We start from the raw sequence: 26,659 nt of genomic DNA, 5'->3' as shown, positions 1-26,659 counted from the left end.
GTTACAATATGGAGTTAGAAGCGAATAAGGCGTATTTTCAGAAGATGCTGGATAAAGCGGGTACCTTGGATAAGGATGAGTCTTATCACAAACTTGCTAGTCTAGTCATCGAATTTGCTAAACAGAGATATATGGATAGCGACGCGAAGAAAGAATTAAAGCAATTGTTGAAGCAATTGTCAGCAGATGATAGCAGCAAATGGTTCGATCCGCTTGTTGCTATTATGGATAAGCTGTTTGACGCCCCTTATGCAGCTGTATTCCGATATATTGTTAACCGTTGCGTGGAGTATCCGTACAGTAATGGTTATTTGCGCCGCCCATTCCGCACGTCAAATTTAGAAGTACATACGGAAAGAGTGATAGAGAAATGTATCTCTCTCTTTTATATACAGGCGGCGAACTTCAATGTGAAGGATTATTTGACGAAAGTTAATCATTCTTCTCTATCGGATTACAATCACCCAATGCTTGCCGCGGCGGATATGATTGCTTATGAGCTTGATAGGGAAAACGAAGAAACGTTTGAGGATTTGAAAGAAATTATATATGGTGACAATAACACCGCCTTGCTTTCCCGTCCTATGATTTCTGGTATATTTTTGAGCCATAGTAAGCGAGCTTATCATATGATAGGCGAGCTTCTTGTTGCTGCCCGTCTGCAAGAAGGACTCAGACAAAGTATTGTCGAGCAAATGGACTCGGGCACGATTGAGGCCATGCTATTTATGTTGAAAATTGTGGAGGAAAATAATTTAATCCGATTTAGCTCGGTTATTCGCGCGTTGGATGTTTGGACAGGCCTGAATTTGGAAGCCGCGAATGCCCGAGTAGCGAAGCAGTGCCTCAGCTACGTGATCCAGTCCCTCGGAAATAAGGCATTATGTGAGCAGTGGCTGGAAAGCAGCAACGTCAATGAGGTATTTATGGCTCTGTGGACGACAGCTGTGCATGAGGAAAATGATTTGCATGAAAAGATTTCTTATATAATGGGAAGCCAGGATACGTATCGTAAAGTGGTTGCTCAGTATGTTCTTGCACAGAGCACCAATACAGCTATGCGTTTTTCCATTGCTAAAAATTGGCTTGATGAGACAGATTATGAGCTGCAGTATTGGCTTCTTGATAATTACGCCTATGGATACAGCTACGAATGGCATATGGATAGAGATAATACGTTGACTTATACAAGTACACCATTTCTTGAGGAGAAATCGGAGAGACAGAGCCATTTTTCGAAATTTTTCAACATGCTTTCCGGGATGAATGAGAAGGAAATAACGAAAAATTCCCGTGTATTTGATTGGAGGAGCTATACGCTTCATGCCGATGAAATCGTAAGAAAGATGCTCTATCTGATTGCTTATGATATGGATAATGAAATGATTGCCGAAATAATAACTATTAAAGATACATTGAGTCCTAGTATGCGGGGCGAGTTGTTAAAGTATTTCCTTCCCGATCCAGAAAATAAAGCACAAAGAGGCTTTTTATTTGCAAGCCTTTCAGATAAAAGTACAAGCAATCGCGAATTAGCGATTCGGAAAGCTGCAAAGCTCCAAATGAGTGTGGAGGAGCTGTCTTCTATATCCGCTCTGCTGAAGCTTAAGAAAGGAGCACTTCGTCAAGGTGCTATTGAACTTCTGCTCAACCAACCAGCTTCCAGTCTTAAGGCTGTAACAAAGGAGCTTCTGCAAAGTCGGGTGGAGCTGCAGCGTCTGGCTGCGTTGGAATTATTGACTGAGATGAAGGAAGACGAGCAGCATGCGGGGCTGTTTGCTGAGCTTCAGGATCAGGTAGAAGTACTTACCGAGCCAACAGACAAGGAACGGCTATTACTAGCGAAGCTGAAACAAGAGGCTACCTATTCTTTGGCAAATGGCTTTGGCTTGTACAACCTTCCTGAGAAAGTCGATCGGCTTGTACAAATAGAACCAATGCCTTTGTCGGCTTTGGAAGAAGTGAAGCAATATTTCACTTTGCCGGTGGACAAGATGCAGCATTTTTTACAAGGGTTATCTGAGCTTGTTCATGAATATCGGGAACATGAATATGAAATTCAAGATTATTATGAGGCTAAACAGACGGTGCTTCTCGGGACAAGGCTGTCAACAACAAGCTGGCGTTACGACCCCGAAGATAACACACCTGTATTGGAACGTTATCCCCTTACTGACGTATGGAGAAAATATTTGGATTCGAGCGGCTTTGGCCCGCTTGAGTTAATGCAGCTGGAGTTTTATCGTCATGCAGATTTCTTGCATCGCTGCTGCACGGGACAATTGAAAAGGTGGGAAATGTACGATTCCAACTTTCAGGCGCTGGAGTCTTGGGGCAAGGAACTAATAGAAACCATCTATCCTATGGAGAAAGTGGTGGATATGCAAGCGATTTATAATCAATTGGATTATGGGGATCAGGTCAATGAAATTATTGATGCTTATATTTCAGATAGCAATAAACAGGAGCGATTTGACAAGTCGAATCATGCGCTGCGTTTAATTATTAGCTGCTTCCCTCATGACAAAGAGGATGGAAATCAAGGTATTTTAAATGCAGTGACGAATTTCTGGCGGCGCTGGCAAAAGTCTGAACTGCATAGCGATCATTCATTCAAACCGTATTTTGAAGTTTATTACTGGTTATTTGCACTGCAGGGTTACAATGGTTATTTGCTTGGAATTGAGGATTTTGCAAGGGCGTATAGCTTGGAAATACTGACTGAAAATGAACTTATTCGATTATTAATGTCCAGACCACGCAGCAATAATTACATCGGGGAAATGACTAGCCCGAAAAATCATGATTTAAGCTCTTACTCAGAAATCGTTGTTATTAAAAATAGGGTTATCGAGCGGATATTGGAAATTGAACTTAACCGCGGCGATCTTGCGACGGATGTCACGGAGCTCGCAACAAGCATTTCACTTATTCAGGGGACTTCATATTTCCTTCGTATTTTGACTGGGTTGGATAAAGAATCATTCGTCCGGGGCTACATTTATAGCAATGGCAAAAATACGACGAAAAAAGAATCGTTCAGCCAAATGCTTAAAGTATGCCACCCTGCTGCGGGGGAGAACGAAGAGACGTTGAAAGAGCTGCTTAAGGGAAGCAAAGTTAACGAGGTCAGACTGCTTGAAGCAGCGATGTATGCACCGCAGTGGGTTGATATTATAGCAAAATATTTGGGCTGGAATGGTCTACGCAGTGCAGCCTGGTATTTCCACGCTCATATAAATGAGACATTTTCAGGGGAGAAAGAAACGATTGTAGCCCATTATTCCCCGATTTTACCGGAGGATTTCAATGATGGCGCATTCGATGTGAAGTGGTTCCATTCTGCTTATGAAGAGCTTGGAGAGACGCGGTTTGATCAACTCTATCAGTCTGCAAAATATATTTCGGCCGGTTCCAACCACAGACGCTCTCAATTATTTTCCGACGCGGTGCTGGGTAAACTTAAGCTTGCAGACTTGAAAAAATCAGTAGCGGATAAACGCAATAAAGATCATTTGCTGTGTTATAGCCTAGTTCCATTAGAGCAAGACAAACAGCGCGATGTACTGGAACGTTATGAATTTATTCAGCAATTTCTTAAAGAAAGCAAAGCGTTTGGAGCCCAGCGTCGGGCTACAGAGTCAAAAACAAGCTCCATTGCACTTGATAACTTAGCCCGAAATGCAGGGTATAACGATGTGGTTCGTTTAACTTGGGATATGGAAGGACGGAAAATAGACGAGCTTCTGCACTACTTTGATCCTGTCGCTTTGGATGAGGAAGTTACGGTACAGCTGATCATTGACGAAGAAGGAAAAGCAGAGATCCGCTTGCTCCGCAAAGACAAGGAGCTTAAGTCCGTTCCGGCTGCTTATAAAAAGCATGATTATATTGAGACGCTTAAGCAAATTAAATCGGAGCTTTCCGATCAATTCAAGCGGGCGCGCAAGGAACTTGAACGCTCCATGGAAACGGGAAGTCTTTTCACTAAAGAAGAGATTAACAAGCTCGCGAAAAATCCGGTTATTGCCCCTTTAATTAGAACATTGATATTTGGTGCTAATGGAAAGCTAGGTTACTTTGAAAACGGAACGCTGCTCGGAGCAGCAGGGGAAGCCTATGAAGCTGCCGAAAGCGATGAGTTGCTTATTGCCCATCCTCTGCATTTGTTCAACAGTGGACAGTGGAGCTTGTACCAAAAGGATATGTTTGACAGGCAGTTGAAACAACCGTTCAAACAAGTATTTCGTGAATTGTACATGCCGAATGTTGATGAGCTGGCTAGTGGTGCGATTTCCCGCAGATATGACGGACACCAGGTACAGCCTCGCAAGACGGTTAGCTTGCTGAAGGGCCGCTTATGGACGGTAAGCTATGAGGAAGGACTGCAGAAGGTTTATTACAAGGAAAATATCATTGCGAGCATTTATGCGCTAGCTGATTGGTTTTCTCCGTCGGATGTTGAATGCCCAACTCTAGAAACAGTCCGTTTCTTTGATCGCCATACGTATAAACCGATTGATATTAAAAATGTACCGCCACTCGTTTTCTCTGAAGTGATGCGTGATGTGGATTTGGTTGTCAGTGTGGCACATGTAGGCGGAGTAGACCCTGAGGCGAGTCTGACAACAATTGAAATCCGCCAAGCTATCGTTCGAGAATCGTTGCGACTGCTCAAAATCAATAATGTAAGACTGGAAGGCAACCATGCTTTAATTGCAGGGCAATTAGGTGAATACAGCGTTCATCTGGGCAGTGGAATTGTATATAAGCAGGCTTCTGGCGCAGTTGCCATCATTCCGGTTCATTCTCAGCACCGAGGCAAGCTGTTCCTGCCATTCATGGATGAAGACCCAAAGACAGCAGAGATTTTATCCAAAATCGTTCTGCTTGCACAGGATACGAAAATTAAAGATCCGCAAATTCTTGAGCAGATTAAACGTTAAGAAAATCAAACATTTCACAATAGAAAAAGAGGAGCAGATTTTAGAATTCTGCTCCTCTTTATAATACATGGTAGATTCACTTCTAATGCTTAAAAGAACAGTGGCTTATTGTTTGGCAACAAGCAGAACGCGGCTGATTGTTTGCTCGCTAAGCATTGTTGCCGTTTTGCCATCGCTGCTTAGGTGGAACAGTTGTCCGTAGCCTGTATCCTTGGAATCGTCATTGATGTAGTAAATGCCATCCATGTCATCATTGATACGCATGAAATCACCGTTCAATCCAGGAATCTTTTGAACCGACAAATCCGATTTCAGCAAGTAGCTGGCATTGTCTCCGAAAAAGATCGTAGAAGCGATTTTTCCACCCCACATGATGTTGTATACGGAATAAAGCTTAGAAATATTAAGATTTTTTTTGCTAATGACTTTATTGTTTTTTATCGTTGCAACATAACCTTTATTCGCTGAATCAATAAAAGCCATTTTGTCTGTGCCTACATTAGCTACACCGTAGACGCCTGTGCTGTGCAGGGAGAAGGTTTTGCCGCTAGTATTCAGGAGGTAGCCTTTACCGGTGTTATAGTTGAAATGTCCTTCGGAATCAAGGCGAATGTCCTTGTTGAATAGGTAATACGTATTCGTTGCCCATCTACCGGAATAAGCCGCATTTGCATCAATTGGAGCGTTTAAGTTAAGGGCTTTGGCTGCGCCGCCTTTTTTAGGTACGCTATAAAGTACAACGCAGTCAAGGGAATAAAATTGCTCTTCTGGCTTGGTGTTGACAATAATATTGACGGAATTAGCAGTTGTTTGAATATGGTGATCCTGTTCTATGGCACCGGCTGCAATATATTGCACTTGTCCTGCGCCTGTAACTGCTTTGGAGGCTACCCACGTGGAGCGACCATTACGGACGGTATTGTAGTAGATTTTCCCATCAATGATTTTGAATTCTTCAAAGTCTGTATCAGCTTTATCGGCAATTTGCTTTGCTTCTGATACAGCAGCAGCATTAGCAGAAACGGAATAGATTTTTCCGGCGCTTGTCATGTAGTACAGCGTTCCGTTCACAATGGAATAATGCAGCACATCATTATGAAAAATTTCATCCTCAGTTGCTGTACCGTCGATTGGCAAGCGCAATAGTGTAGTTGATCCGTTGTAGGACAGATAATACAAATATTTGCCGCCACGATTCAGAGCAGTACCGGGAACGTCAAAATCCTCCATTATGAGAGCGGCACCAGTGCCATCTGTTTTAATTCGGAACAGGTCATTGTCAGACGTGTAATATACATAACCGCTGGCTGTTATGGCTGCCTCGGCTTTCGGAGCTGTTACTGTGCCGAAGCTAGTAAACAGCAGGGTGAAAATAAAAAGCAAACAAACATTTTTTTTGGTGAAAAGGTGAAGCTTATTCATTACTTAATCTTCCTTTCTAGCGCTGTGGAATAGTATTTGCTGTAAACAACCCTCTTTTAGTAAAAAAAGGAAGTCGCTTGAATACTTATCGGTTTATATGGCGGAAAACATTATACTAATTATATAAATACTTCTACAAATCTTATTGAATAAATAGGGATAAACCTGAGTGAGCTAATTTACTCTGAGATTGTTGAGGCAAGGTTAGTTAGAAATTGCAGGACAGCGTCACGTAACTGTTCAAGCCCTGGCTGCTCAATCGGAAAATGTCCGGCTCCTTCCAGCATTACCAGCTTTTTCGGACAGGCTAATCTTTTATAAAAGCTTTCGCTAAAAGCATAAGGAGTCATGGGATCAAGTTCTGGGTGAACAAGCAGTACCGGACAGGACGTAAAGTTTTCTGGCTGTACTTCAGGTTTCATGTTTAGAAAGGTTCTAAGTAATTTAAGGGGTACACGGGTTGCTGCTGCACGGGGATCATGCATAATAAGCTGGGCTAATTCAGCATGGTTAGCAATCAGCTCCATGCGCGATACTTTGGAAACAGGCAGCCGAAATGAATCCAGTAAAATCGGGAAGGCATCCATTAACCATTTGCCATACACCGCAATATATTTATTAGGGGCAAGCTGGAGGCGCATAGCAGCGTCACTAGTATCTACGAAGGTTGTAGCAATCAGGCCTTGCACATGCGGACTGCGCGCGGCAACATGATAGGCGAGCATGCCCCCAATGCTGGCGCCAAGCAGAACAATAGGTTTGCCATCACGTATATATTCGCTTTCTACTAAATCAACGAGAAGCTGAATCCAGTCTTCATAACGAATTGGTTTGGAGAAAGAGCCTAATTTGCTAAGTCCATAGGGAGGAAGGTCTGGGGCAAGCATTTCATAGCCTTGCATTTGGAGCATTTTTCCATAAGGGGCGAATAAACGGCCGTTGCCTCCAGCACCATGAACGAGTACAATCTTGAGCGGGCTTTTGGCTGCTGGCAACCGGTCTAAATGAATCTCGCAGCTATGCCAATTCCACCATTCCTCGTTGGGCAGGTTATTTTCTTTTAACTGTATTTCTGAAGGGAAAAATCGCTGATAGCTCTCCCAGTAGCTGCTGTTATTATTGTAATCCCTGCGCTTGTTCATTGTTGATCACTCCTATTCTGCTATCTATTATGAATGGATAAATTCGTAAATAGCAACATTTTGAATAAAAGTCTGATTACGCAAATGAGCCATGGACTGCTCGCCCACGGCTCATTTGCGCATCAACTGGATACCATTTTTCTAGAGAATCTGCTGAAGTGCTTCGTTTTCCCTAGCTCTACCTAGAACTTTATCCTTAGCCTTAACGGGAAATGCGGCGACATCACGACGCTTCCATTTTATTTCGGAGGCAACGACAGCAAGCAGCACGAATGCAGCTCCCACATAGCCCAGCGGAGGCAATATTTCATGAGCAAACCAAAAGCCTACTGCTGCCGCAAACACAGGCTCAAGGGAGAAAATTAGCCCCGTCCGTGTTGGGGTCGTGTATTTTTGGGCAATGGGCTGAATAATGAAGCCAAAGCCGCTGCATAAAAGGCTTAGTGCAAGCACAGCGCCCCAGCTAGCGGGTGTTTGCGGCAACGTCGGCGTCTCGAATAGCAGCATGCCGATTAGGCCGAAACCGCCCGCAAAGCCTAGCTGTAAAATACCTAGGTTCAGCGTATTTGAAGCTTTCGCCGCAGAGTTCGTTAATATAATATAAAGCGCATAAAAAACAGCTGACAGCATGCAGAGGACATCTCCGCCACCGATGCTGAAGGGCATTTTCAGAGTGAGCAGCCCAATGCCTACAAGGGCGAGCAGGACACTGACCTTCATAGACGGAGCAAGCTTCTGCTTAAACAGAATGACCGACAGCAGTGGAACGAAGATAACGGTCATACTGACGAGGAAGCCGGCATTGGACGTCGTGGTCGTCTTAAGCCCAAACATGATGCAGGCAAAGACAGCGAACAGCAGGAAGCCGAGCATCGCACTATATTTGATCGTGCGCCAATCGACTTTGCGCAGCGATTTCCAGAAGAGAAGAGACGTCAGCAGGAAGGCGAGTCCAAAGCGCAGGGCAATTAAATTAAAAGCAGCAATGGATTCAAGCCCTATTTTCATAAATAAATAAGAACAGCCCCAAAATACGGTTGCGAGCACGATGAGCAATTCGGCATTTCTAGGTTTCATGAGGGTTATCTTCTCCGACTTTAATAGAATAGGCTTATGGGCCGAAACCTAGTATACTGGGGTTTGACATATAAGTATAACGGGGATTTCTTATTATAAACATGAGAAATACTCATGCAAATAGAGGAGACGCAGGATGAGTATTAATAAGTATGAAATATTCGCACAGGTTGCCCGGCTTGGCAGCTTGACGAAGGCGGCGGAAACGCTGGGCTTTACCCAATCGGGCGTTAGCCATGCAATCAACAGCTTGGAGAGTGAAATTGGTTTTAGACTGCTGCAGCGCAGCCGTGCGGGCATTCAATTGACAGCGGAAGGCGAGCGGCTGCTAAAGCCTATGCGCGAGGTGCTGCAGGCCAATGCTCGTCTGCAAGAAGAGATAGCTGCAATTCGGGGGCTGGAGGCTGGCACGATTCGCATTGGCACATTCACAAGCGTATCCGTGCACTGGCTGCCGCGGATGATGAAGGCTTTTTTAAACGAATATCCGCAAATTGAATTTAAGCTGATGGAAGGGGATTATCAGGAGGTTGAGGAATGGTTGGAGGAGGGGCAAATTGACTGCGGCTTTTTCTCCTTGCCCACGAGCGACAAGCTGGAGGTATTTCCTTTAAAACAGGACCGGATGCTGTGCATATTGCCCCAGGAGCATCCGCTTTGTGGAGCTGCCTTTTTCCCACTTGCTCGGCTTGCGGAGGAACCATTCATTATTCCTAAATTAGGCTCGGATTATGATGTTCGGCGCGTACTTAAGAAGGCAGCGATTACGCCAAACGTCCGATTTGAGGCAGGTGATGATGCTGCTATTATTGCCATGGTTGAACAGGGACTTGGTATTAGCATATTGCCCGAGCTGGTCATTGAAGGGCGCAATCATCATGTCCACGTCATGGAGCTGGAAGAGCCGAGCTTTCGCTCGCTAGGTATCGCTGTCCATTCAATGAAGTTTTGCTCGCCTGCCACAAGGCGTTTCCTTGCACATGTCCAATCGTGGTTGGATGAGCAGCAGCTGCTGCAAGTCAATAACGCATAACTAATTGATAAGAATGGCACAAAGTGGAATACTTGTACATAAGGAGCGTGAAGCAGATGGCAAAAAAATACGAGCTGACGGCGAATAAAAAGGTTGTTTTGAGCAGCATCAATCCAAAGGACAAAGGTCCCTTTGACCATAAGGAAGAGGTGGAGAAGGAGGCGCTGAAGCTGAAGGAGGAATTGGAGCAGCTTCAGGAAAAGCTGGCGGCTTCGAAGGACCAGGCGGTGCTGTTCGTCATTCAAGGGATGGATTGCAGCGGCAAGGATGGTGTAACGAAGCATGTATTTGCGGGGTTGAACCCGCAGGGCGTGTCCGCTCACAGCTTTAAGGCGCCGACAGATGTGGAGAAGCGGCATGATTTTATTTGGCGGGCGCATAACAACGCGCCTGAGCTGGGGCAGATCGCTATTTTTAACCGTTCCTATTATGAGGATGTTCTGATTACACGGGTGCATGGTGCAGTATCCGATCAGGAAGCGAAGCGGCGCTTCAAGCATATTAACCATTTTGAGTCGCTGCTTGCGGATAGCGGGGTTAAGGTTGTCAAAATCTTTTTGCACATTTCCAAGGAGTTTCAGCTGGAGAAGCTGAAAAGCCGAATCGAGGATTCATCGAAAAATTGGAAGTTTGACCCTTCGGACCTTCAGGAACGGAAATACTGGGAGCAATATCAGGGCTATTACGAGCAGGTGTTTGAAAAATGCAGTAAGCACGCGCCTTGGCATATCGTGCCTTCCGACCATCGCTGGTATCGCAATTATGCTGTGCTGCGCATCGCTGTGGATGCCTTGAGAAGCATGGAGCTTCAGGACCCGCCAGCAAATCCGGAGCTGAAAGCCTTTTTGAAGGAAATCAAGGAGCAGGAGCGGCCATAACGAATGCGTTCATTATAAATACGATACGAAAATAACCGGCAATGCATCGCCGATCACATCGCGATATATTGCCGGTTATTTTTATAAGCCGAGCGAATCCCTAGCTCTAGCTAAAGAAAAAATCCAAATACTGCTGACCATGCTTGCGTCCAATCATCACTGGGGCAAGCTCCATCGCGCGTTCAATAAATTCGCTTTTCACTTCGGAATCCTCTTCCGTGGCATCGAGCTCGAATTCTTCCTCCTCTACCTTCATCAACGCAGTGGTCATAGCGAAAAAGTCGGCCAGCGAAGCGGCGATTTGCGAATGCCGCTTTTGAATGCTGCCATATACCGGCCCTTGCGGATCGGTCGTATCAACAATAAGCGCATCGCCATTGTAATCGGCGAAGACGATCCAGCCATCCGGCCACTTCGGATCAGGAGCGAGTCCAGAAGCCGTCATTATCCAGCGCCAGCCCTGCTGCGCCCGTTCCAGCTCCGGCAAGCGAAAAAATTGCACCGCCAAGACACCGCCAATCATCGGATGCTCCTGCAATTCCAGATAGCTATAAAAGGTCCGCAACGCTTCTCCAAGCGGAAGCGGCTCTTGAACGGGTAGCGGCTCATCATGAAAATAAACCTCGCCTAGGTCAATGTCATGCCTCCCAAATACGGAAGCGAATTGCTGTAATTGTGTCATTAATGTATGGTTTGCGCTCATGTAGCATTCCCCTTCGTCGTCCATTTTTCCAAAATATCGATTAAGTCTTGTCTTAATAAATCCACGCGGTAGCTTAGCTTTTTCTTAAGCAGCTTCTCTTCCAGCAGGTCCACTATAACGAGCATATCCGCTCTAAACAGCTGCTGCTGCTCGCTTAAAGGCAGTTCGCCCTCCGCTCTCGTAAAATGCCTGGTCACTTCCAGTTTGAGCTCGCCCTTGCGGGAAGCCAACTTGCCAACTGCAAATTTTGGCCTTATGTAATAACCCTGCTCAAATCCGTCTGGAACATCGTTTTGCTCATGAAAATATTCATATTGCAGCGTACGCTCGGCGTCGTCATGATGGCTAAAGTGGCAATGAATACCGATGTAGCTAAAGGAAGCGCCGTAAAGCTCCTGACGCATATGCTCATCCAGTGCGCGCCGCAGCTCGCTCAGGCTGTCGATGAAGGGCTGGGCTGACAGCTGATAGTTGCCGGAGCGGACGAGGCGCAGCGGATTTTTCGGCAGCAGGTTGCGCTGGGAAGCAAAGGCGGCAATGCCATAATCGGTGTTGTCATTACCTTCATGGATGACGAAGCTGCCCTGCTGCTTGCTCCAGCCTTTGCAACAATCTTTGATTTGCTCGAAGGTGCGGGTGCGCAGCTCGGTGTAATAGGAGCCGTTGATCCATTTGTCCGCTACTGCCTCTACAGGCGTCATAGATGCGCCCCAGCCGGCAACAGCAAGCGCTTCGCATACACGCACTAGCTCATTCCACTGCTTGATGTTGGCATAATGAAAAAGCCGATGATATTCGGTGATTAGCAGTTCGCGCAGCTCGTCCTTAACTGGAGCCGTTTGTATGACTTCGCTTAGCTGCTCGATTGTTTCTGATTCATAGATAGAATTCAGCATCATACATTCCTCCCGTAGAAAAAAATAGCCATCAGAGGCCTCTGACTATCTCTTATTATGCCATATCATACTTTGAATTTCCTGCTTGGCAGATAAACGGAAAAACCTTCGAGCTCCACAGCAGACCATGTGGATTCGAAGGTTTTTCTAAGCTGAAATCATGATGCAGCAATCAGGTCGATGCTTTCCGGAGCAGCTCTACCTCCAACTCGTAATTGCATCTCTCGATAGGCTCATTGTTGATCAGGCGAATTAAATAGTCCATAGCGGTTTTGCCGAGCGAATAAATTTGTTGGGAAACGGTGGACAACTCGGGATATACCATATCCATCCGAATACCGTCGAAGCCAATTAGCTTGAGCTGAGTGGGGACGGTTACACCGAGCTCATGCAGTGCTTTAAGAGCCCCGGCGGCCATAAGATCATTGCCGGCGAATACGCCGTCCACATCAGGATGTTGATGGAAAATATTTTTCATCGCCGCGTAGCCTCCCGCAACGCTGAAGTGGCCGAACGCGATCAGGCTGGGCGTAAACCACGGCAGCTGAGCGCACATTTCCTCATAAGCAAGCGTCCTCTCACGTGCGGAATGCACATGAGAGGGGCCGCATATATGAGCGATTTTACCGCAGCCTGCTTCGAGTAAATGCTGTACGGCGAGTTGTCCGCCGTATCGGTTAGCTGTCGTAATTGTCAAAATCGGATGGTCAGGAAAGCTTTTATCAATGACGACAATTGGGATCGAACGCTTCTGTAAGGCAATAATTTGCTCTGGTGAAATCGTATAAGAAGATATGATGATGCCGTCAATTTGTTTATTGATTAACGCTTCAATATACATTTTTTCCTTATCGGGGTTATTGTCCGTGTTGCAAAGGACGAGCGTATAGCCTTGGGAAGCAGCTGCATCCTCAGCAGCACGAGCGATTTCCGGGAAAAACGGGTTCAAAATGTCGGGTACCATTAAAGCGACAGCAGCTGTTTTTTTGCCTGCGAGGCTTCTGGCAATCGTATTGGGCTTGTAGTTAAGCTTCTCGGCAGCTGCTTGAATGGCGGTCTCCGCTTCCTTGCTCACATATCCGCTCTTATTGTACAGCCGAGAGACAGTGGCAACCGATACGCCAGCCAGCTTGCTGACATCTCTGATCGTAGTCATTTCTGGCAAATTCCTTTCAATGGTCTGGCCTTTTGAACAAGCGAGCTAGCGGGCGAGCAAAACAAGTGTGCTCACGTTTGGGAAAACGTTAGCACACTTGTTTTTGTCCGTCAAGGGAGCAGGAACCAGCTATTATTTTGCAACTGCAGAATCTTTCGTTACAAGCTCAAGATCAACGGGAATTGATTTTTCAACTGTTTCTCCTTTGGCGATTTTAACGGCCGTTTGTACAGCTAAAATGCCCATCATATCCGGTTTTTGAGCAACGGTTGCGCTCATGGTTCCGGCGAATACTTCCTTCACTGCATCATCGGTTGCATCAAACCCTACGACGATAATATTTTTTAAACCAGCTGCTTCGATGGCTTTCAAGGCGCCGAGTGCCATTTCATCATTGTGTGCGAATACAGCTTTAATATCTTTGCCCGCCTGCAAAATATTTTCCATAACGGTCAGCCCTTTTGCGCGGTCAAAGTCAGCGGGCTGCTTTGCAACAATTTCAATGCCAGATGCTTTGGAGATTTCTTCATTAAAGCCTTCGCCTCGCTCACGAGCGGCCGAGGAGCCTGGAATGCCTTCAAGCTCAACAATTTTACCATTTCCGCCTAACTGCTCAGCAATAAATTTTGCTGCTAACACGCCGCCAGCCTTGTTGTCTGAAGCAATATGGCTGGCAATTGTGCCACCATCAGACATACGGTCTACCGTGATAACTGGAATGCCTGCAGCATTCGCAGATTCAACAGCAGGTACAACCGCTGCGGAGTCAGTAGGATTAATGATAATAACGTTAACCTTTTGCTGGATTAAATCCTCAATGGAGGAGGCTTGCTTCGCAGCATCATCCTGTGCATCTACTGTAATCAGTTGTACCTTACCGTCAAGCGCCGCTTTTTCCGCTCCTTCTTTTAAGGTTACGAAAAAGGGATTGCTTTGCGTGGACACAGCAAGACCGATTTTAATAGTGCCGCTTTGCGGAGCGGTGCTGGCAGATGTATTGGATTCGCTGCCTGGAGCTGTCGTTGAGCATCCTGCTAGGGTAAGGGCAGTAATCAAGGAAATGCTGGCGAGTTTAATCATTTTTTTCATGTTGTAACCACCTTTGTCTATTTGTTTGTTTATCATTAGCTGCTAGCCTTCTTGCGATCGAGCAAGACCGCTAGCAAAATAACGAGCCCTTTAACAACCTGCTGATAGAACGATGAGACACCCATCAAGTTCAGGCCATTGTTCAGCACACCTATAATGAGTGCGCCAACCAGAGTTCCGACAATCCAGCCGCGTCCACCTGATAGGCTTGTACCTCCGAGAACGACGGCTGCAATGGCATCCAATTCATAGCCGGTTCCGGCATTTGCCTGTGCTGAATTGAGTCGGGAAGCAAGAATAATGCCGGCGAGAGATGACAGCAGGCCCGTCAGTGTATAAACATAGATTTTAAAGCGCCCCGTCTTAATACCGGACAGACGCGAGGCCTCTTCGTTGCCGCCAATTGCGTATATATTGCGTCCAAACGTTGTTTTCCGCAAAATGAAATACAGCACGGCGAACAAAACAATCGTAATCATAACCGGAACAGGGATACCAAAAAAATAGCCCCCGCCAATCATTGTGAAAAACTCGCTGTTAAATCCAGTAATCGGACGACCATCGGTATAAACAAGGGCGAGTCCTCGGTAGATGGTCATGGTGGCGAGAGTGGCTATAAATGGTGCGATATTTGTCTTTGTAACGAGAAGACCATTCACCGCACCCATTACCGCTCCAGCAAGCAAGCCGATAATAACAGCTGTAATTGGATCAAGCCCGCTGCTCATCATGCCTGCGGTAAGTGCTCCCGATAGAGCGAGAGTCGCGCCAACCGATAAGTCGATACCGCCTGTTAAAATAACGAAGGTCATACCGAAGGCGATTAAAGCATTGATGGAAACCTGACGAAATACATTTAAAATATTGTTAATCGTCAAAAAGTTAGGGCTTGCTAAAATGAGAATGAGAACGATGATGCAAAGCCCGATCAACGGGCCAAGCTTTTGCAAAACGTTTGATAGCTGTCTGTTCTTAATGGCCATTGCTGCTTCCTCCAGTCGCCGCATGCATAATTGCTTCCTGATTCATTTGCGTTTTGTCGAGTACAGATGCGATATGCCCTTCATGTACAACAATGACGCGATCGCTGACACCGAGCACCTCGGGAAGATCCGAGGACACCATTATAATAGCGACACCTTGCTCGCTTAGCTCGTTCATCATGCTGTAAATCTCCTTCTTGGCGCCAACGTCTACACCGCGAGTAGGCTCGTCCATAATAAAGACCTTTGGCAGCTTGCCGAGCCATTTGCCGATTGCGATTTTTTGCTGATTGCCCCCGCTGAGCGATTTTACGGTCTGCTCGGCGTCACGGGTACGAATATTAAAACGTTTGATCATTTGCTCGGACAATTCCTGTTCCTTGCCGCTGCTGATGATACCCTTGTCGGCGATAAAGGGATAATTCGTCAGCGATAAATTTTCACGGACGGACATATTGAGAATTAAGCCCTGATGCTTGCGGTCCTCAGTGACGAAGACGATGCCGGCTGCAATTGCGCTGGCTGGGTCGCTGATGTTGACTATCTTGCCGTCAAGCCAAACCTGACCTTTTTTCTTCTTGTCCGCTCCGAACAACAAACGCATGATTTCTGTTCTACCCGCGCCCATTAAGCCGGCAACACCGACAATTTCACCAGCTTTTACCGAGAAGCTAATATCGTTCAGTTTTTTGCCATCGCTTAGACCATTGACGCGAAGCCGCTCCTCGCCTATAACCGCATGGCGCTGCGGATAGCGGTCGCCAATTTCTCTCCCTACCATCAAACGGACAATGTGCTGTACGGTTGTGTTAGCTGTCTGTTCTGTCCCTAGAAATGAACCGTCGCGCAGCACAGAAATTTCATCACACATGCGGAAAATTTCTTCCATCCGGTGGGAAATATAGACGATACCAACACCTTCGCCGCGCAGCTGATTCATAATTTGAAACAAAGATTCGATCTCGCGGTCAGTCAGAGCCGCTGTAGGCTCATCCATAATGAGCACTTCCGCATTTTTAGATAGCGCTTTCGCAATTTCGATCATTTGCTGCTGGCCGATTGATAAGCTTTCTGCTACTGCATCGGGGTCCAACTCAACGCCGAGGCGCTGCATATATTCCCGGGTCTTCTTTTTCATCTCCTTATCTCGTAAAATGCCGGTCCGACCATATACAAGCTGCCGACCGAGAAACATATTCTCGGCGACCGTAAGCTTAGGAATAATGTTAAGCTCCTGATGAATGATCGCGACACCGCTATTTTCCGCTTCTGTTGGGTTCGCAAAGGTTCTTTCTTTACCTTTTACTTGAATGATGCCTGCATCAGCCTTATAAACACCCGTCAAAATTTTCATAAGCGTAGACTTGCCGGCGCCGTTTTCGCCCATTAAAGCATGAATTTCACCTGCTTTAAGCCGGAAAGCGGCATTTTTCAATACTTGTACGGATGAGAAGGATTTATTAATGCCGGTCATTTCGATTAAATATTCCATCTGCTCTCCTCCTTTGCACTAGCTGGGACAGCTTTACTTAAAAATAACGCCAGCTTGAAGAATGATGTTGGCGTAAGGGGTGGCCTCTCCTGTACGAATGACCGCCTTAGCCTTATGCGTTAACGCTTTCAATTGCTCATGTGAAACTTCTTCAATCGTGATATTGCCCAGTTGCGTTAGCGTTCTTGAGTGTAGTTCTGCGTTGTGCGTCAGTATCTCCGTGGCAATTATAGCCTTCTCTACCTCCATATCTGCGAGCACGGCCCCAAGTGTATCCATAAAAGAGGGGAGGCCGGGCATAAGTGCCAGATCAATGCGCTTTACCGAGTCAGGTATAGGCAGGCCGCAATCGGCAATAACGATGCAGTCTGTATGCCCAAGTCGACCAAGTACGGATGTAATTTCGCTGTTTAGTATGCCTAATTTTTTCATGAAAATATCCTTTCAAATCAAATCAATTTCGGTAGGGGAATCAGCCTGACTGTTTAATAAATGCCTCGACAGCTTGTCGAAGCGGCATACCGCTTTGTGCGCCAAGCTTGGTGACAGACAATGCGCTCGCAGCAACGGCAAATTGGACAGCTTCCTGAAGAGAGGCTCCTTCACTTAGCTTTACAGCTAAAGCGCCATTAAACGTATCGCCTGCCCCAGTCGTATCCACAACTTCGACCGTATGGCCTGGAATATGACCAAGCTCGCCATCTGCTCCCTTGTAATAAGCGCCTCTGCTTCCTGCTGTCATTACGATGGGATTTGGATATTGCTCTAGCAGTTCTTCTGGCGTACTCTTGCGCTCCATCCCCGTTACAATAGCCAGCTCGGATTCATTCGGTGTAATAAGATGAAGCTGGGCTAGCAGTTGCTCGGGCAGTCTTACCGCAGGGGCAGGATTCAAAATGACTGGAATGCCAAGAGAATGGGCAAGCTTAATCGATGCCTCTACGGTTTCAAGCGGTATTTCATGCTGAAGCATAATCATATCGGATGCGGCAATGACTTCTTTCAGCGCAAGCACATCCTCCGGAAGCAAGCAGTGATTTGCACCTGGAATGACGATGATGCGATTGTCGCCTTCCGTGACGGTTATCGCAGCGATGCCGGTTGATTTATAGGGAACCGTTTTCACATAGGTTGTGTCAATGTTCTCAGCATCAAGTGCTTCCCTCAACTGCTGCGCCATTGCATCCTCGCCCACACAGCCAATCATCGTAACTACTGCTCCGAGCCTTGCACAGGCTACAGCTTGATTTGCACCTTTTCCGCCTGTGAAGCTTGAGAAAGCGCTGCCAATTAAAGTCTCGCCTTGCTCAGGTATTACATCCGTTTCTGTTACCATATCGATATTTAAACTGCCAATGACGGTAATTTTCGCTTGAGCCATAGGAACACCTCTATTTGTAGAATGTGTGATGTGTAATCGGTTACACATTGATGTTTCTCATTTTAAGCCGCTAGATGCCAATTGTCAATAGGCAGGCGCAGGAAGAAGGGGATATACTAGTTCTATTGGCATAGCTGAGGCGAATAATCAGTCGACAGGCTGATATTATTGGGTTATTGCCGTATGATACAATTGCAAAATAACATTTTTTTATTAAGTTCCAGGGTCGATTTGCCTTGGCTAGGGGGTGTTTTTATGGGGAAATTAGGAATTGCCTATAGGCTTGAAACGGATGGAGCGGTGTATAAGAACGAGTCAGTTGAAGCATCGGTTATCACAGATATAATTCATGGATTTGATCCGAATTGGGAAGATTTTATCGTGCTCGAGCCGAGCATGCCGCTGGAAAACAGTATCTATTTGCAGGCGGCAACCGAAGGGGAAGGCATGAGCGGCTTCGTTGTGGAAATCCGGTTCGTGTATGCCGATGATTCTTTTAAACACTATGATTACAAAACGACGGATAAAGGCGAGATTGTTCGAATGTTTCTTGAATATTGGGGAGCACAGAAGCTGCCTGATCTGTCGCAATGGAATGATATTACAAGCACATTCGCGTAATCGTTACATAAGCTTAAGCGGAGGCGTAACATGCAGTACAAGCGTTTTATTCTTTTTTCAATAGTCATAGTGTCCTTGCTTTTTTTGCTCTTTAATACCAGCTCGTTTCAGGAAAATGCGGCTAAGGCAGCTTCCCATTATTATGTGCGCTCTCATTATGCGAGCAGTGATTTTACCTTTCTGAAAATGGCCTATGATACCAACCTCGGTGACTACATTGTTACTTATAAGGACAAAGCGGAGCAGCAGTTTAGCTTTACAATGGCTCCGCGCTATTTTCCTGTATTTGTGCGTTCCGATCCTTTGAACAGCGACCTCTAAATAAAAAAGTTCCGATCCTTCCAGCGGAGGATCGGAACTTTTTTGCTATTTAATTAGATGAATTGAGCTCCGCCACAACATCATCGATTTTCATGCTGTTCGCCAGAGGGCCTGAGCTGATCCAATGTCTTGCATTTACGAAAATGACATGGCCCGCTTTAACGGCTGGCACCGATTTCCACACAGCGGATTGCTCAATCGTGCTGAAGCTTTCCTTCGCCTGTTTGATTTCCTCATCCGTGCTGCCGGCTCCGCCGAGCGTAACGAATAAGTAGTCAGCCTGCAATTCGGGCAGCATCTCAAGTGAAATCGTCGCATTTTGAAAATTCGGCTTTTCCTTGTGCCATTGCTGGACGGTTGGATCAAGCTTCATTCCTAGCTCATTGTATAGAACGCCGGGATAGGTTGGCCATTCGATTTGTGTTTTTTCATCGACATAATTAGGGAAATAAACACGGAAATCTTTAGCAGTCATGCGGATGAAAGCTGCACTTTTGTCTTCTGCTAGCAGCTGATTCAGAGCTGTTTTGGCATCGGCAGCCTTCGTATCATAAGCGCTGATTACCGCTTGGGCCTGATCCTCTATACCTAACGCTTGTCCGATGGCTGTAAGCGAATTTTTCCAATCCTCACGATCATATACGATGGTTGGCGCGATTTTGGATAGATTGTCATAACCTTCTTGCATAATCGCGGTGCTTGCAATAATCAAATCCGGCTGAGCTGCAACAATCGCTTCGAGATTCAGGCTATCTCCCCAAATTTCCAAAGCGGCTCCTTGCTCTTTAAGCCGATCGTTTAAATAATAGCCTTCGCCAATCGACATTCCAAATACAATAGGGACATTTAATGCGAGCAGCATATCCTCTAGATTAATCGAAGCAATCCGCTCATGGCTCGTTGGAAGCTCAGTTGTGCCGAAAGGATGTGTGACCTTGAGTGCTTGTGGTTCAAAAGCAGCTTCCGATGAAGAAGTTGATGGCGAAGCAGTTGAGACCGTGTTAGAAGCTGAACTGGACGGCTGCCCGCTTCCCGAGCTGTTCCCACAAGCTGACAACAGCAGAATAGCAGCAATAAGGGCAATAGACAGGAAGGAATGACGGTACATATACATTTTGAAACCTCCGTTTTGACAATAATGTTAAGGCTTATCATGATCAAAACGTATTATACGCTCCCGCCGCTTCGCAAAACATGGACATTCGTGTTTAGTTCATTGTAAACAGTCCTTCTACCTGCTCTACCATGAGATTGTGGGCAAAAGGGGAATAGTCCAGCCAAGGGCATTCCTGTATTCGCCGTACATTTCCCGCCTTTACAGCCTTGAGCTGCTTCCATACGCTGCTATGCTGAAGCTGCCGCCATATATGCTGCGATGCTTGGTCAGAATCAATAATGAGCAGCAGACGATCTCCCGTAAAAATTGGCAGCTCTTGCTCTTTAATCGCGTGCAAAATCGATATGTTTTCTGAATCATAGGGACAGTTTAATTTCAAATCCTCATACAAGACAGCCCCTCCATTACGGCGTCCATACACAACGATATGCCCCTGCATCAGATGAACAATGGAAATGGTCTCTCCTTGAAAAAGCTTCCTGACCCGTTCTCCAGCGCAGGCCGCCTTCTGGTCATAATCGGCAAGCCAGCATTCGGCAGCCTCTCCTTTACCAAGCAGAGCTGCAATTTGCCTGAACTGCTGCCGCCAATCTAGCTCCAGCCAAGGAATAACGACGGTGCGGGCGATTTTACCGATTGAGCCTATAATCTGCTCATTCACCATATCATCGCATAAAATGAGCTCGGGTCTTGCCTGCTGAAGCGCACTGCGATTATAGTCGACAAGGTCCGGCTCCATTCGTTTGGAGCGTCTAAGCGGGTAGGGAATATGCTGAAAAAAAGCATGGCGGTGCACGTCCCTTTGCGGATCAACCTGTGTGGCACACGGAATGATGCCTAAAGCGAGCAAATGTCCCGCATAGGGAAATGAAAAGGAAGCTATTCGTGTTTTTGTCCAATTGGCATATTGTTTTGGCGTTATGCCGGCCACTTTTTTAAACTTTCTGCTGAAATAAAACTCATCTTCAAAGCCGACTTGCTCTGCAATTTCCTTAATCCGCATATTAGAATGAAGCAATTGCTCCTTTGCTTTGTTGATCCGGATGCGGTTCAAATAATCAATGGGGCTTTGCCCAACCCAATGCTTGAATTGATGGGAATAATGCCATAGACTCATGCCTGCAATGGAGGACAACTTCTGCCTTGTCATGCCTTCTGCATATTTTTCATTCATATAATGGATGGTCCGGTCGATCATGGCTTTGGATTCCGAAGGCCAGTTATCGTTATCGCTCAAAGCAGGTGCTTGCTGCTCGAAATCCGCCGTGGCGGCTTGCCTTTTCCAATAGCTGCAACCGCTGCCCGTTTGCAGGGCTGAAGCTGGTTTTCTCATATTTCGCCCCTCCTTTGTAAAGAAGCTTCTATAATTTATATTTTTCAGCAGCATAGCGCTAGATTAATTCTTTAGCTTATCAGCATCAAGTGAGAATTGTTATCAATTGTAGTTTATACGAAATCAACCGTCTGTACAACCTCTTTTCCCGTATTAAAAAAGCATAGCTTGTCACACTAGATTTAAATAATAGCTGGACATATATTATTTGTTTGGTAAGCTTGTTATAAGGCCTCTGACGAAGAGGCCTTATATTATTTTAGGAGGAGAGCAGTATGAAAAAAGCGGTTTTTTGTTTATGTGAAATCAGTAATGTGCGCATAGGGAGTGAGGTCTACTATGAACCATAGTATCGGAATGTCCTATGCACAAGTACAGTTGATGGCGCAGCTTGCCGTGTTAGGTGTCGAGAAGAAACGCTTCCTCGACGCCCATTTTGTTATGCAAGGGAAAGAGCGTATGGAGATGGACCAATTTCTATTCTTGTATACGGAGGCTGTGCAAGAGCTTCTCTCGGAAACGGACGTACTAATGGAAGAAAAGCTTCAAGCCATGGTGCTTATTGGCAGCCATATTACGATTGAATATCCTGAATTTGATACGAAGGATTCTTTTACCATTGTGATGCCTGAGCAGGCCAATCCAGACGAAAACCTGATTTCGTTTCTATCCCCTGTTGGCAGGCAATTGCTGCTCGCACGTCTTGGTGAGCTGATCTCTGTAACGACGCCAGCTGGCGCAATGCGTGTCAGTGTCGCCTCCATTACGTTTGCAGAAAACACATTTTCCCGGGGAGGAGGAGCTATAAGTGGATCTTAGAGAATCTGAACTGCCGGGTATTGGCCAAAAATACAGCCTGCGCACCCGCGGTGGGGAGCAACTGGTTATTGTCGTTCATAATGATGAAAGACGGGATATGTTTCACATGGATGCTGATGAGCCTGATGAGATGCGGTCAATGGTTTCGCTTGACGACGAGGAAGCCAGAGTTGTATCGGCCATCCTTGCAGGGATCACCTATAAGCCGAAATTTCTCGAAAACCAGGAAATAGCGTTAGATAGCTTAGTTATCGAATGGATTCGGCTGGAGCCATTATCCAAATGTGTTGGCAAGCGAATTGGCGAGCTGGATATCCGCAAAACAACGGGTGCGACCATACTGGCTGTAGTCGAGAAGGATAAGAACAAGCATATTAATCCCGGCGCGGAATACGTGTTTACGCCAGGGGTAACCTTAGTCGTGGCAGGTGAACGCATTCAACTGAACCAATTAAAAAAACTTTTGCTGAATGGGATGCTTTAGCCCATGGAGACGCTCATATTTGAAGTCGGGATGGCACTGGCACTCATTACGCTGACAGGCTTGCTTTCAGCGAAGCTTCGCTTCTCAGTTATTCCTTTTTATATATTAATTGGAATGGCTGTTGGACCGCATGCGCCGCATTTTTGGATTATTGATTTGCGGTTTATTGAGAGCTCTTCCTTTATCGAATTCATGGGACGTTTAGGCATTTTATTTTTGTTGTTTTATTTAGGGCTGGAGTTTTCTGTGAAGCGGCTGTTGAAATCAGGAAAAGCGATAATCGTAGGCGGTTCCTTCTACGTAGCGCTGAATTTTCTCTCAGGGCTGCTGCTTGGCTGGATCGGGGACTTGCCCATCAAAGAAACGCTGGTTGTTTGCGGTATTATGACGAGCTCATCAACTGCAATTGTGGCAAAGGTATTAGTTGATTTAAAGAGAACCGCTAACCCGGAAACGGAAATCATAATGGGTATGATCATGTTTGATGATTTGTTCATTGCGGTGCACATTTCGATTTTGACGGGACTCATCTTGAGCGGCGCCTCTTCATTCTGGAGTGTTTTGCTAATCTCTTTGACCGCCCTGGCATTCATCGTTGTATTTTTATTTATTGGCAGGAAAATTATTAAATATATTGATTTTGCGCTTAATATTAAATCGTCAGAGCTGTTCCTACTGATGATTATGACGCTGCTGTTTCTTGTCGCAGGCTTCTCGGAAACGCTGCATGTGGCAGAGGCGATAGGAGCGCTGATGATCGGACTTGTACTGGGCGAATCTAGGCATGTGAAGCGGATCGAGCAGCAGATTTTGCCCTTTCGCGATTTTTTCGGGGCGCTGTTTTTCTTTAGCTTCGGTTTAACAATCGAGCCTGCCTCCTTGGGCGGTGCGGTAGGGATGACGCTGATTGCGGTCGTTTTGACGCTGATTGGCAATTTTGCAGCAGGGATGCTGGCGGGCCGTATTTCAGGGATTACGCCAAAGGCGTCGCTTAATGTAGGCTTTACGCTCGTTTCCCGAGGCGAGTTCTCCATCATTATGGCGAACATCGGCAAAGCGGGCGGCTTGATGGCCTCCATTCAATCCTTTGCCGTACTGTACGTCCTTATTCTTGCTGTGCTGGGGCCTTTGCTTACGAAGGAGTCCAAATGGATTTACCGAAGCTTTGAGCAGCTGTGGAAGAGGTTAAGGCGTTCAAGAGGATAACGGACATTGCCCGTAAAAAAGAACAGGAGCCACTCAGAAAGCAGTATGACTGCTAAAGGATTGGCTCCTGTTTATATTTCATTCTCGAAACGGCAGCTTTGCCGCCAGAGGACGGCGACAGCCGTTTACGCTTAGCTGACGGATTTTTTCTGCAATAACCGCTGCAGCTCTTCCTCTACTCTTGCGCTTTGCTGCTCGTTTTGCTGGGTATTTGCTGCCGTGTCACGACCCGCACCATAGGGGGCTTTAGACAACTCCTGCTGTGCTTCCCGTTCCATCAGCTTCTGCTCAATACGGTCAAAACCTCGGGAAGCGAAGCTCCCCTGCAACGAATCTCCTGATGAATAGCCAGTGGCCCCGTCTGTTTTCTTCAGGCGCAGAATGAGTTCTTTGCGTTTTTCCAGCAGCCGGATTTTTTCTTCCTTAAGTGATTCGAGACGAAGACCGAGCTCAAACGCGCTCTGCTTGGCTAGCTGAGCCAGCGTTGAGGTTTCTTCGCGCTGATCGGCGTAAGCTAGTTTAGCTTCAAGTGCAGCACGGGCCTCTTCCTCGCGTTCACCTGCTACCGCTTGCTCTGCTTTGCTTTCATAGTAGTCGGCTTGTTGCTGCAGCTCAGTGAGCTTAGCTTCTAAAACACGCTCTTGCGCTTGCTGATGCAAGCTCTCACGTTCAGTGCTTGCGATGTCCACGTCCAGATCCCGCAAATATTGGTTAAGCATGGTCACGGGGTTTTCCATTTTATCTAACATCTCATTGGCCGCTGCCTTCGTCATACTAAATACACGCTGTAAAATTCCCATTCTATCATCTCTCCTCAAAATTAATTTTAGTAGTGATCAGCAAATCTGAAATCGCCTTGCGGAGCTTTTGGAACAATCAAAACTGCAATGAAATAAGCAAGTATGACAGCACCTAAGCTGAAAAGCGATGCAACAACAACAAGCAATCTTATAATAGTAGGATCAATGCCAAGCCATTGTCCTAAACCTCCGCACAGACCAGTCAGCTTACTGTCCGTAGTTGAGCGAAATAATTTTTTCATATCGTTCATCCTTTCCCGTGTTCGTCTATGTCCTTATTGTAAGGCGCTCCGCGAGATTACGTAACGGACCACAGTCCGTTCAGCATACTAGCCTTTAGACGGGCATCAACGCGACAAATGGCGGGGAAGCTTTGATTCGTTTTCACAGCCAGCTTGTCAAACTAGTCCGCATAAATGTCCAAGTTATCTCATACACATGAATCAGATGGCAAAACATTGTGAAGAGGGGATGATTTTAATGCGTCGCATGACATGGGCCGCGGCAATGATATTATGTTTTTCACTCGTATTGGCTGCCTGCGGGACGAAGGATGCCGAGTCCGTGGTGAAGGATCTGGACAAGGTAGTAAATGGGCTTGAGAGTTATCAAGGAAGCGGGACAATGACACTGCATACGGGACAACAGCCGCTTACCTACAAGGTTGAAGTATCTTATCAGAAGCCGCAATATTATCGCATTAAGCTAACTAATGAAGAAAAAGACATTACCCAAATTGTACTGCGCAATGACGATGGCGTTTTCGTCCTGACGCCACGCCTCAATAAAGTGTTCCGTTTCCAAAGCGATTGGCCGCAAAATCAAGGCCAGGTTTATTTGTACCAGACGCTGGTGCAGAGCATTCTGCTTGATAACTCGCGCCAATTTGCTTCTGAAGAAAGTGCCTACGTCTTCGATGTCATGGCGAATTACAATAATGGTTCATTGGCACGGCAAAAGATTTGGCTAGACAAGTCGAGCTACAAGCCAGTCCATGTCGAGGTCAGCGACGCCAATGCTGCGCTTATGGTCGAGGTGGAGTTCAATACCTTTGAATTTGGTTCCAAATTCGATAAAAGTGTATTCGAGACAGAAGCCAACATGAAGTCGACCCCATCGAGCAGCGGCACAGGCGACCAAGCGACTTCGGCTATGCCTGAGGATAATGCTAATAACAATGGCACAAACAATAATCAAGCTGCTGGTTCAGACAATAACGCAGGCGGGCAGAACGATGTGGACAGCAGCACAGGCATTTCCGGCAATGCAAATACAGAAGCCAATTCGGAGCAAAACACTGGCAGCGATCAAAATGCGAGTACAGATCAAAATACAGATGGCAGCTCGAATGCGGGTGAGGAAGCTAATGAGACAAGTGCGCTGCCGGATGATGGCGTGTTCCTGACGATGGCTCCGACTTATTTGCCGGATGGCGTCGTTTGGAAAGACAGCAGTGATGTGGAGTTCGCTGGGAATCCTGGGCAGCTGACTCGCTATACAGGCGTTTACGACTTCTCGCTCATTCAGACTCAGCCGCATGATCAAGCAGCTTCGCTCGTACCGGGCACCTTGGTGGATCTTGGCTTTACGTGGGGAGAGCTGACCTCAGGAGCCGAGCAGCAAACGCTCAGCTGGACTTATGAAGGTGATCAATTCAGGCTGACAAGCGCCGCGCTGCCAGAAACCGAAATGATCAAAATTGCCCAATCCGTGCAATCTGGTGTCGATAAATAGGAATCTCCCTGAATTTCCAAGACGTG

General features: G+C 46.3%; 24 protein-coding genes. 9 read left to right on the top strand and 15 right to left on the bottom strand.

What is annotated here, in order from left to right; translation table 11 throughout:
- The first annotated feature begins 8 nt into the window (after positions 1–8).
- Entirely contained in the window at positions 9–4,946 is a 4,938-nt protein-coding gene (locus MHB80_RS23900; protein ID WP_341279310.1) for a DUF4132 domain-containing protein, read from the top strand.
- Positions 4,947–5,051: 105 nt separating this feature from the next.
- Here the strand turns inward: MHB80_RS23900 and MHB80_RS23895 are convergent, their stop codons facing one another.
- The 3 genes from MHB80_RS23895 to MHB80_RS23885 all read right to left on the bottom strand — a co-directional run bounded on the left by MHB80_RS23895 (position 5,052) and on the right by MHB80_RS23885 (position 8,587).
- Entirely contained in the window at positions 5,052–6,368 is a 1,317-nt protein-coding gene (locus MHB80_RS23895; protein WP_341279309.1) for a DUF5050 domain-containing protein, read from the bottom strand.
- Positions 6,369–6,547: 179 nt separating this feature from the next.
- The gene (locus MHB80_RS23890; protein ID WP_341279308.1) at positions 6,548–7,510 is read right to left on the bottom strand and encodes an alpha/beta hydrolase; all 963 of its coding nucleotides are present in this window, start codon (positions 7,508–7,510) and stop codon (positions 6,548–6,550) included.
- A 141-nt stretch (positions 7,511–7,651) separates the two neighbouring features.
- Positions 7,652–8,587, bottom strand: coding sequence for a DMT family transporter (locus MHB80_RS23885; RefSeq protein ID WP_341279307.1), 936 nt, complete (start codon positions 8,585–8,587; stop codon positions 7,652–7,654).
- 136 nt (positions 8,588–8,723) lie between these two features.
- Between MHB80_RS23885 and MHB80_RS23880 the strand changes: the two genes are divergently transcribed.
- Together MHB80_RS23880 and MHB80_RS23875 are read left to right on the top strand one after the other, a co-directional pair.
- Positions 8,724–9,620 carry a LysR family transcriptional regulator gene (locus MHB80_RS23880; RefSeq protein WP_341279306.1) on the top strand — a complete coding sequence of 299 codons (897 nt, stop codon included), beginning with the start codon at positions 8,724–8,726 and terminating at the stop codon, positions 9,618–9,620.
- 56 nt (positions 9,621–9,676) lie between these two features.
- A complete protein-coding gene (locus MHB80_RS23875; RefSeq protein WP_341279305.1) occupies positions 9,677–10,498 on the top strand; it encodes a PPK2 family polyphosphate kinase in 822 nt (273 codons plus the stop codon).
- A gap of 106 nt (positions 10,499–10,604) precedes the next feature.
- Here MHB80_RS23875 and MHB80_RS23870 read toward each other — a convergent pair whose 3' ends face one another.
- The 8 genes from MHB80_RS23870 to rbsK all read right to left on the bottom strand — a co-directional run bounded on the left by MHB80_RS23870 (position 10,605) and on the right by rbsK (position 18,198).
- Positions 10,605–11,201, bottom strand: a complete 597-nt coding sequence (locus MHB80_RS23870; RefSeq protein ID WP_341279304.1) for a hypothetical protein — start codon at positions 11,199–11,201, stop codon at positions 10,605–10,607.
- Positions 11,198–12,100, bottom strand: a complete 903-nt coding sequence (locus MHB80_RS23865) for a hypothetical protein (RefSeq protein ID WP_341279303.1) — start codon at positions 12,098–12,100, stop codon at positions 11,198–11,200. Before MHB80_RS23865 ends, MHB80_RS23870 begins: the two co-directional genes overlap by 4 nt.
- Positions 12,101–12,269: 169 nt before the next feature.
- Entirely contained in the window at positions 12,270–13,253 is a 984-nt protein-coding gene (locus tag MHB80_RS23860) for a LacI family DNA-binding transcriptional regulator (protein ID WP_341279302.1), read from the bottom strand.
- Between the two features lie 132 nt (positions 13,254–13,385).
- A complete protein-coding gene (gene rbsB, locus MHB80_RS23855; protein ID WP_341279301.1) occupies positions 13,386–14,342 on the bottom strand; it encodes a ribose ABC transporter substrate-binding protein RbsB in 957 nt (318 codons plus the stop codon).
- Positions 14,343–14,377: 35 nt separating this feature from the next.
- Positions 14,378–15,325, bottom strand: coding sequence for a ribose ABC transporter permease (gene rbsC / locus MHB80_RS23850; RefSeq protein WP_341279300.1), 948 nt, complete (start codon positions 15,323–15,325; stop codon positions 14,378–14,380).
- Complete coding sequence (locus tag MHB80_RS23845; RefSeq protein WP_341279299.1) at positions 15,315–16,817, bottom strand: sugar ABC transporter ATP-binding protein; 1,503 nt, start codon at positions 16,815–16,817, stop codon at positions 15,315–15,317. The genes rbsC and MHB80_RS23845 overlap by 11 nt, the downstream gene beginning before the upstream one ends.
- A 33-nt stretch (positions 16,818–16,850) precedes the next feature.
- The gene (gene rbsD / locus MHB80_RS23840; RefSeq protein WP_341279298.1) at positions 16,851–17,249 is read right to left on the bottom strand and encodes a D-ribose pyranase; all 399 of its coding nucleotides are present in this window, start codon (positions 17,247–17,249) and stop codon (positions 16,851–16,853) included.
- A gap of 40 nt (positions 17,250–17,289) precedes the next feature.
- A complete protein-coding gene (gene rbsK, locus MHB80_RS23835) occupies positions 17,290–18,198 on the bottom strand; it encodes a ribokinase (protein WP_341279297.1) in 909 nt (302 codons plus the stop codon).
- Between the two features lie 255 nt (positions 18,199–18,453).
- On the opposite strand from rbsK, the gene MHB80_RS23830 reads away from it, so the two are divergent.
- Together MHB80_RS23830 and MHB80_RS23825 are read left to right on the top strand one after the other, a co-directional pair.
- Positions 18,454–18,819, top strand: coding sequence for a hypothetical protein (locus MHB80_RS23830; protein WP_341279296.1), 366 nt, complete (start codon positions 18,454–18,456; stop codon positions 18,817–18,819).
- A 30-nt stretch (positions 18,820–18,849) separates the two neighbouring features.
- Positions 18,850–19,140, top strand: coding sequence for a hypothetical protein (locus tag MHB80_RS23825; protein WP_341279295.1), 291 nt, complete (start codon positions 18,850–18,852; stop codon positions 19,138–19,140).
- A gap of 49 nt (positions 19,141–19,189) precedes the next feature.
- Here the strand turns inward: MHB80_RS23825 and MHB80_RS23820 are convergent, their stop codons facing one another.
- Positions 19,190–20,254 carry an iron-siderophore ABC transporter substrate-binding protein gene (locus MHB80_RS23820; RefSeq protein WP_341279294.1) on the bottom strand — a complete coding sequence of 355 codons (1,065 nt, stop codon included), beginning with the start codon at positions 20,252–20,254 and terminating at the stop codon, positions 19,190–19,192.
- A 94-nt stretch (positions 20,255–20,348) separates the two neighbouring features.
- The gene (locus MHB80_RS23815) at positions 20,349–21,590 is read right to left on the bottom strand and encodes an AraC family transcriptional regulator (protein ID WP_341279293.1); all 1,242 of its coding nucleotides are present in this window, start codon (positions 21,588–21,590) and stop codon (positions 20,349–20,351) included.
- A 339-nt stretch (positions 21,591–21,929) separates the two neighbouring features.
- Between MHB80_RS23815 and MHB80_RS23810 the strand changes: the two genes are divergently transcribed.
- From MHB80_RS23810 to MHB80_RS23800, 3 genes are read left to right on the top strand one after another with little or no spacing between them, the layout of a single operon-like run.
- Positions 21,930–22,409, top strand: a complete 480-nt coding sequence (locus MHB80_RS23810) for a GreA/GreB family elongation factor (RefSeq protein WP_341279292.1) — start codon at positions 21,930–21,932, stop codon at positions 22,407–22,409.
- Entirely contained in the window at positions 22,399–22,893 is a 495-nt protein-coding gene (locus tag MHB80_RS23805; RefSeq protein ID WP_341279291.1) for a cation:proton antiporter regulatory subunit, read from the top strand. The genes MHB80_RS23810 and MHB80_RS23805 overlap by 11 nt, the downstream gene beginning before the upstream one ends.
- 3 nt (positions 22,894–22,896) lie before the next feature.
- On the top strand, positions 22,897–24,099 hold the full coding sequence (locus MHB80_RS23800) for a cation:proton antiporter (RefSeq protein ID WP_341279290.1): 1,203 nt from the start codon (positions 22,897–22,899) through the stop codon (positions 24,097–24,099).
- 131 nt (positions 24,100–24,230) lie between these two features.
- Here MHB80_RS23800 and MHB80_RS23795 read toward each other — a convergent pair whose 3' ends face one another.
- On the bottom strand, positions 24,231–24,899 hold the full coding sequence (locus tag MHB80_RS23795; RefSeq protein ID WP_341279289.1) for a PspA/IM30 family protein: 669 nt from the start codon (positions 24,897–24,899) through the stop codon (positions 24,231–24,233).
- Between the two features lie 26 nt (positions 24,900–24,925).
- Positions 24,926–25,141 (bottom strand): PspC domain-containing protein, encoded by a 216-nt coding sequence (locus MHB80_RS23790; protein WP_046233828.1) that lies wholly within the window; start codon positions 25,139–25,141, stop codon positions 24,926–24,928.
- Positions 25,142–25,379: 238 nt separating this feature from the next.
- Here MHB80_RS23790 and MHB80_RS23785 point away from each other — a divergent pair, with 238 nt between their 5' ends.
- Positions 25,380–26,633, top strand: coding sequence for an outer membrane lipoprotein carrier protein LolA (locus MHB80_RS23785; protein ID WP_341279288.1), 1,254 nt, complete (start codon positions 25,380–25,382; stop codon positions 26,631–26,633).
- Positions 26,634–26,659: the final 26 nt, after the last annotated feature.

This window comes from Paenibacillus sp. FSL H8-0537, assembly GCF_038051995.1.
Taxonomy (GTDB): Bacteria; Bacillota; Bacilli; order Paenibacillales; family Paenibacillaceae; genus Pristimantibacillus.
Note: the sequence above shows the minus strand (reverse complement) of the source record. Positions and strands in the feature narration are given on the sequence as shown.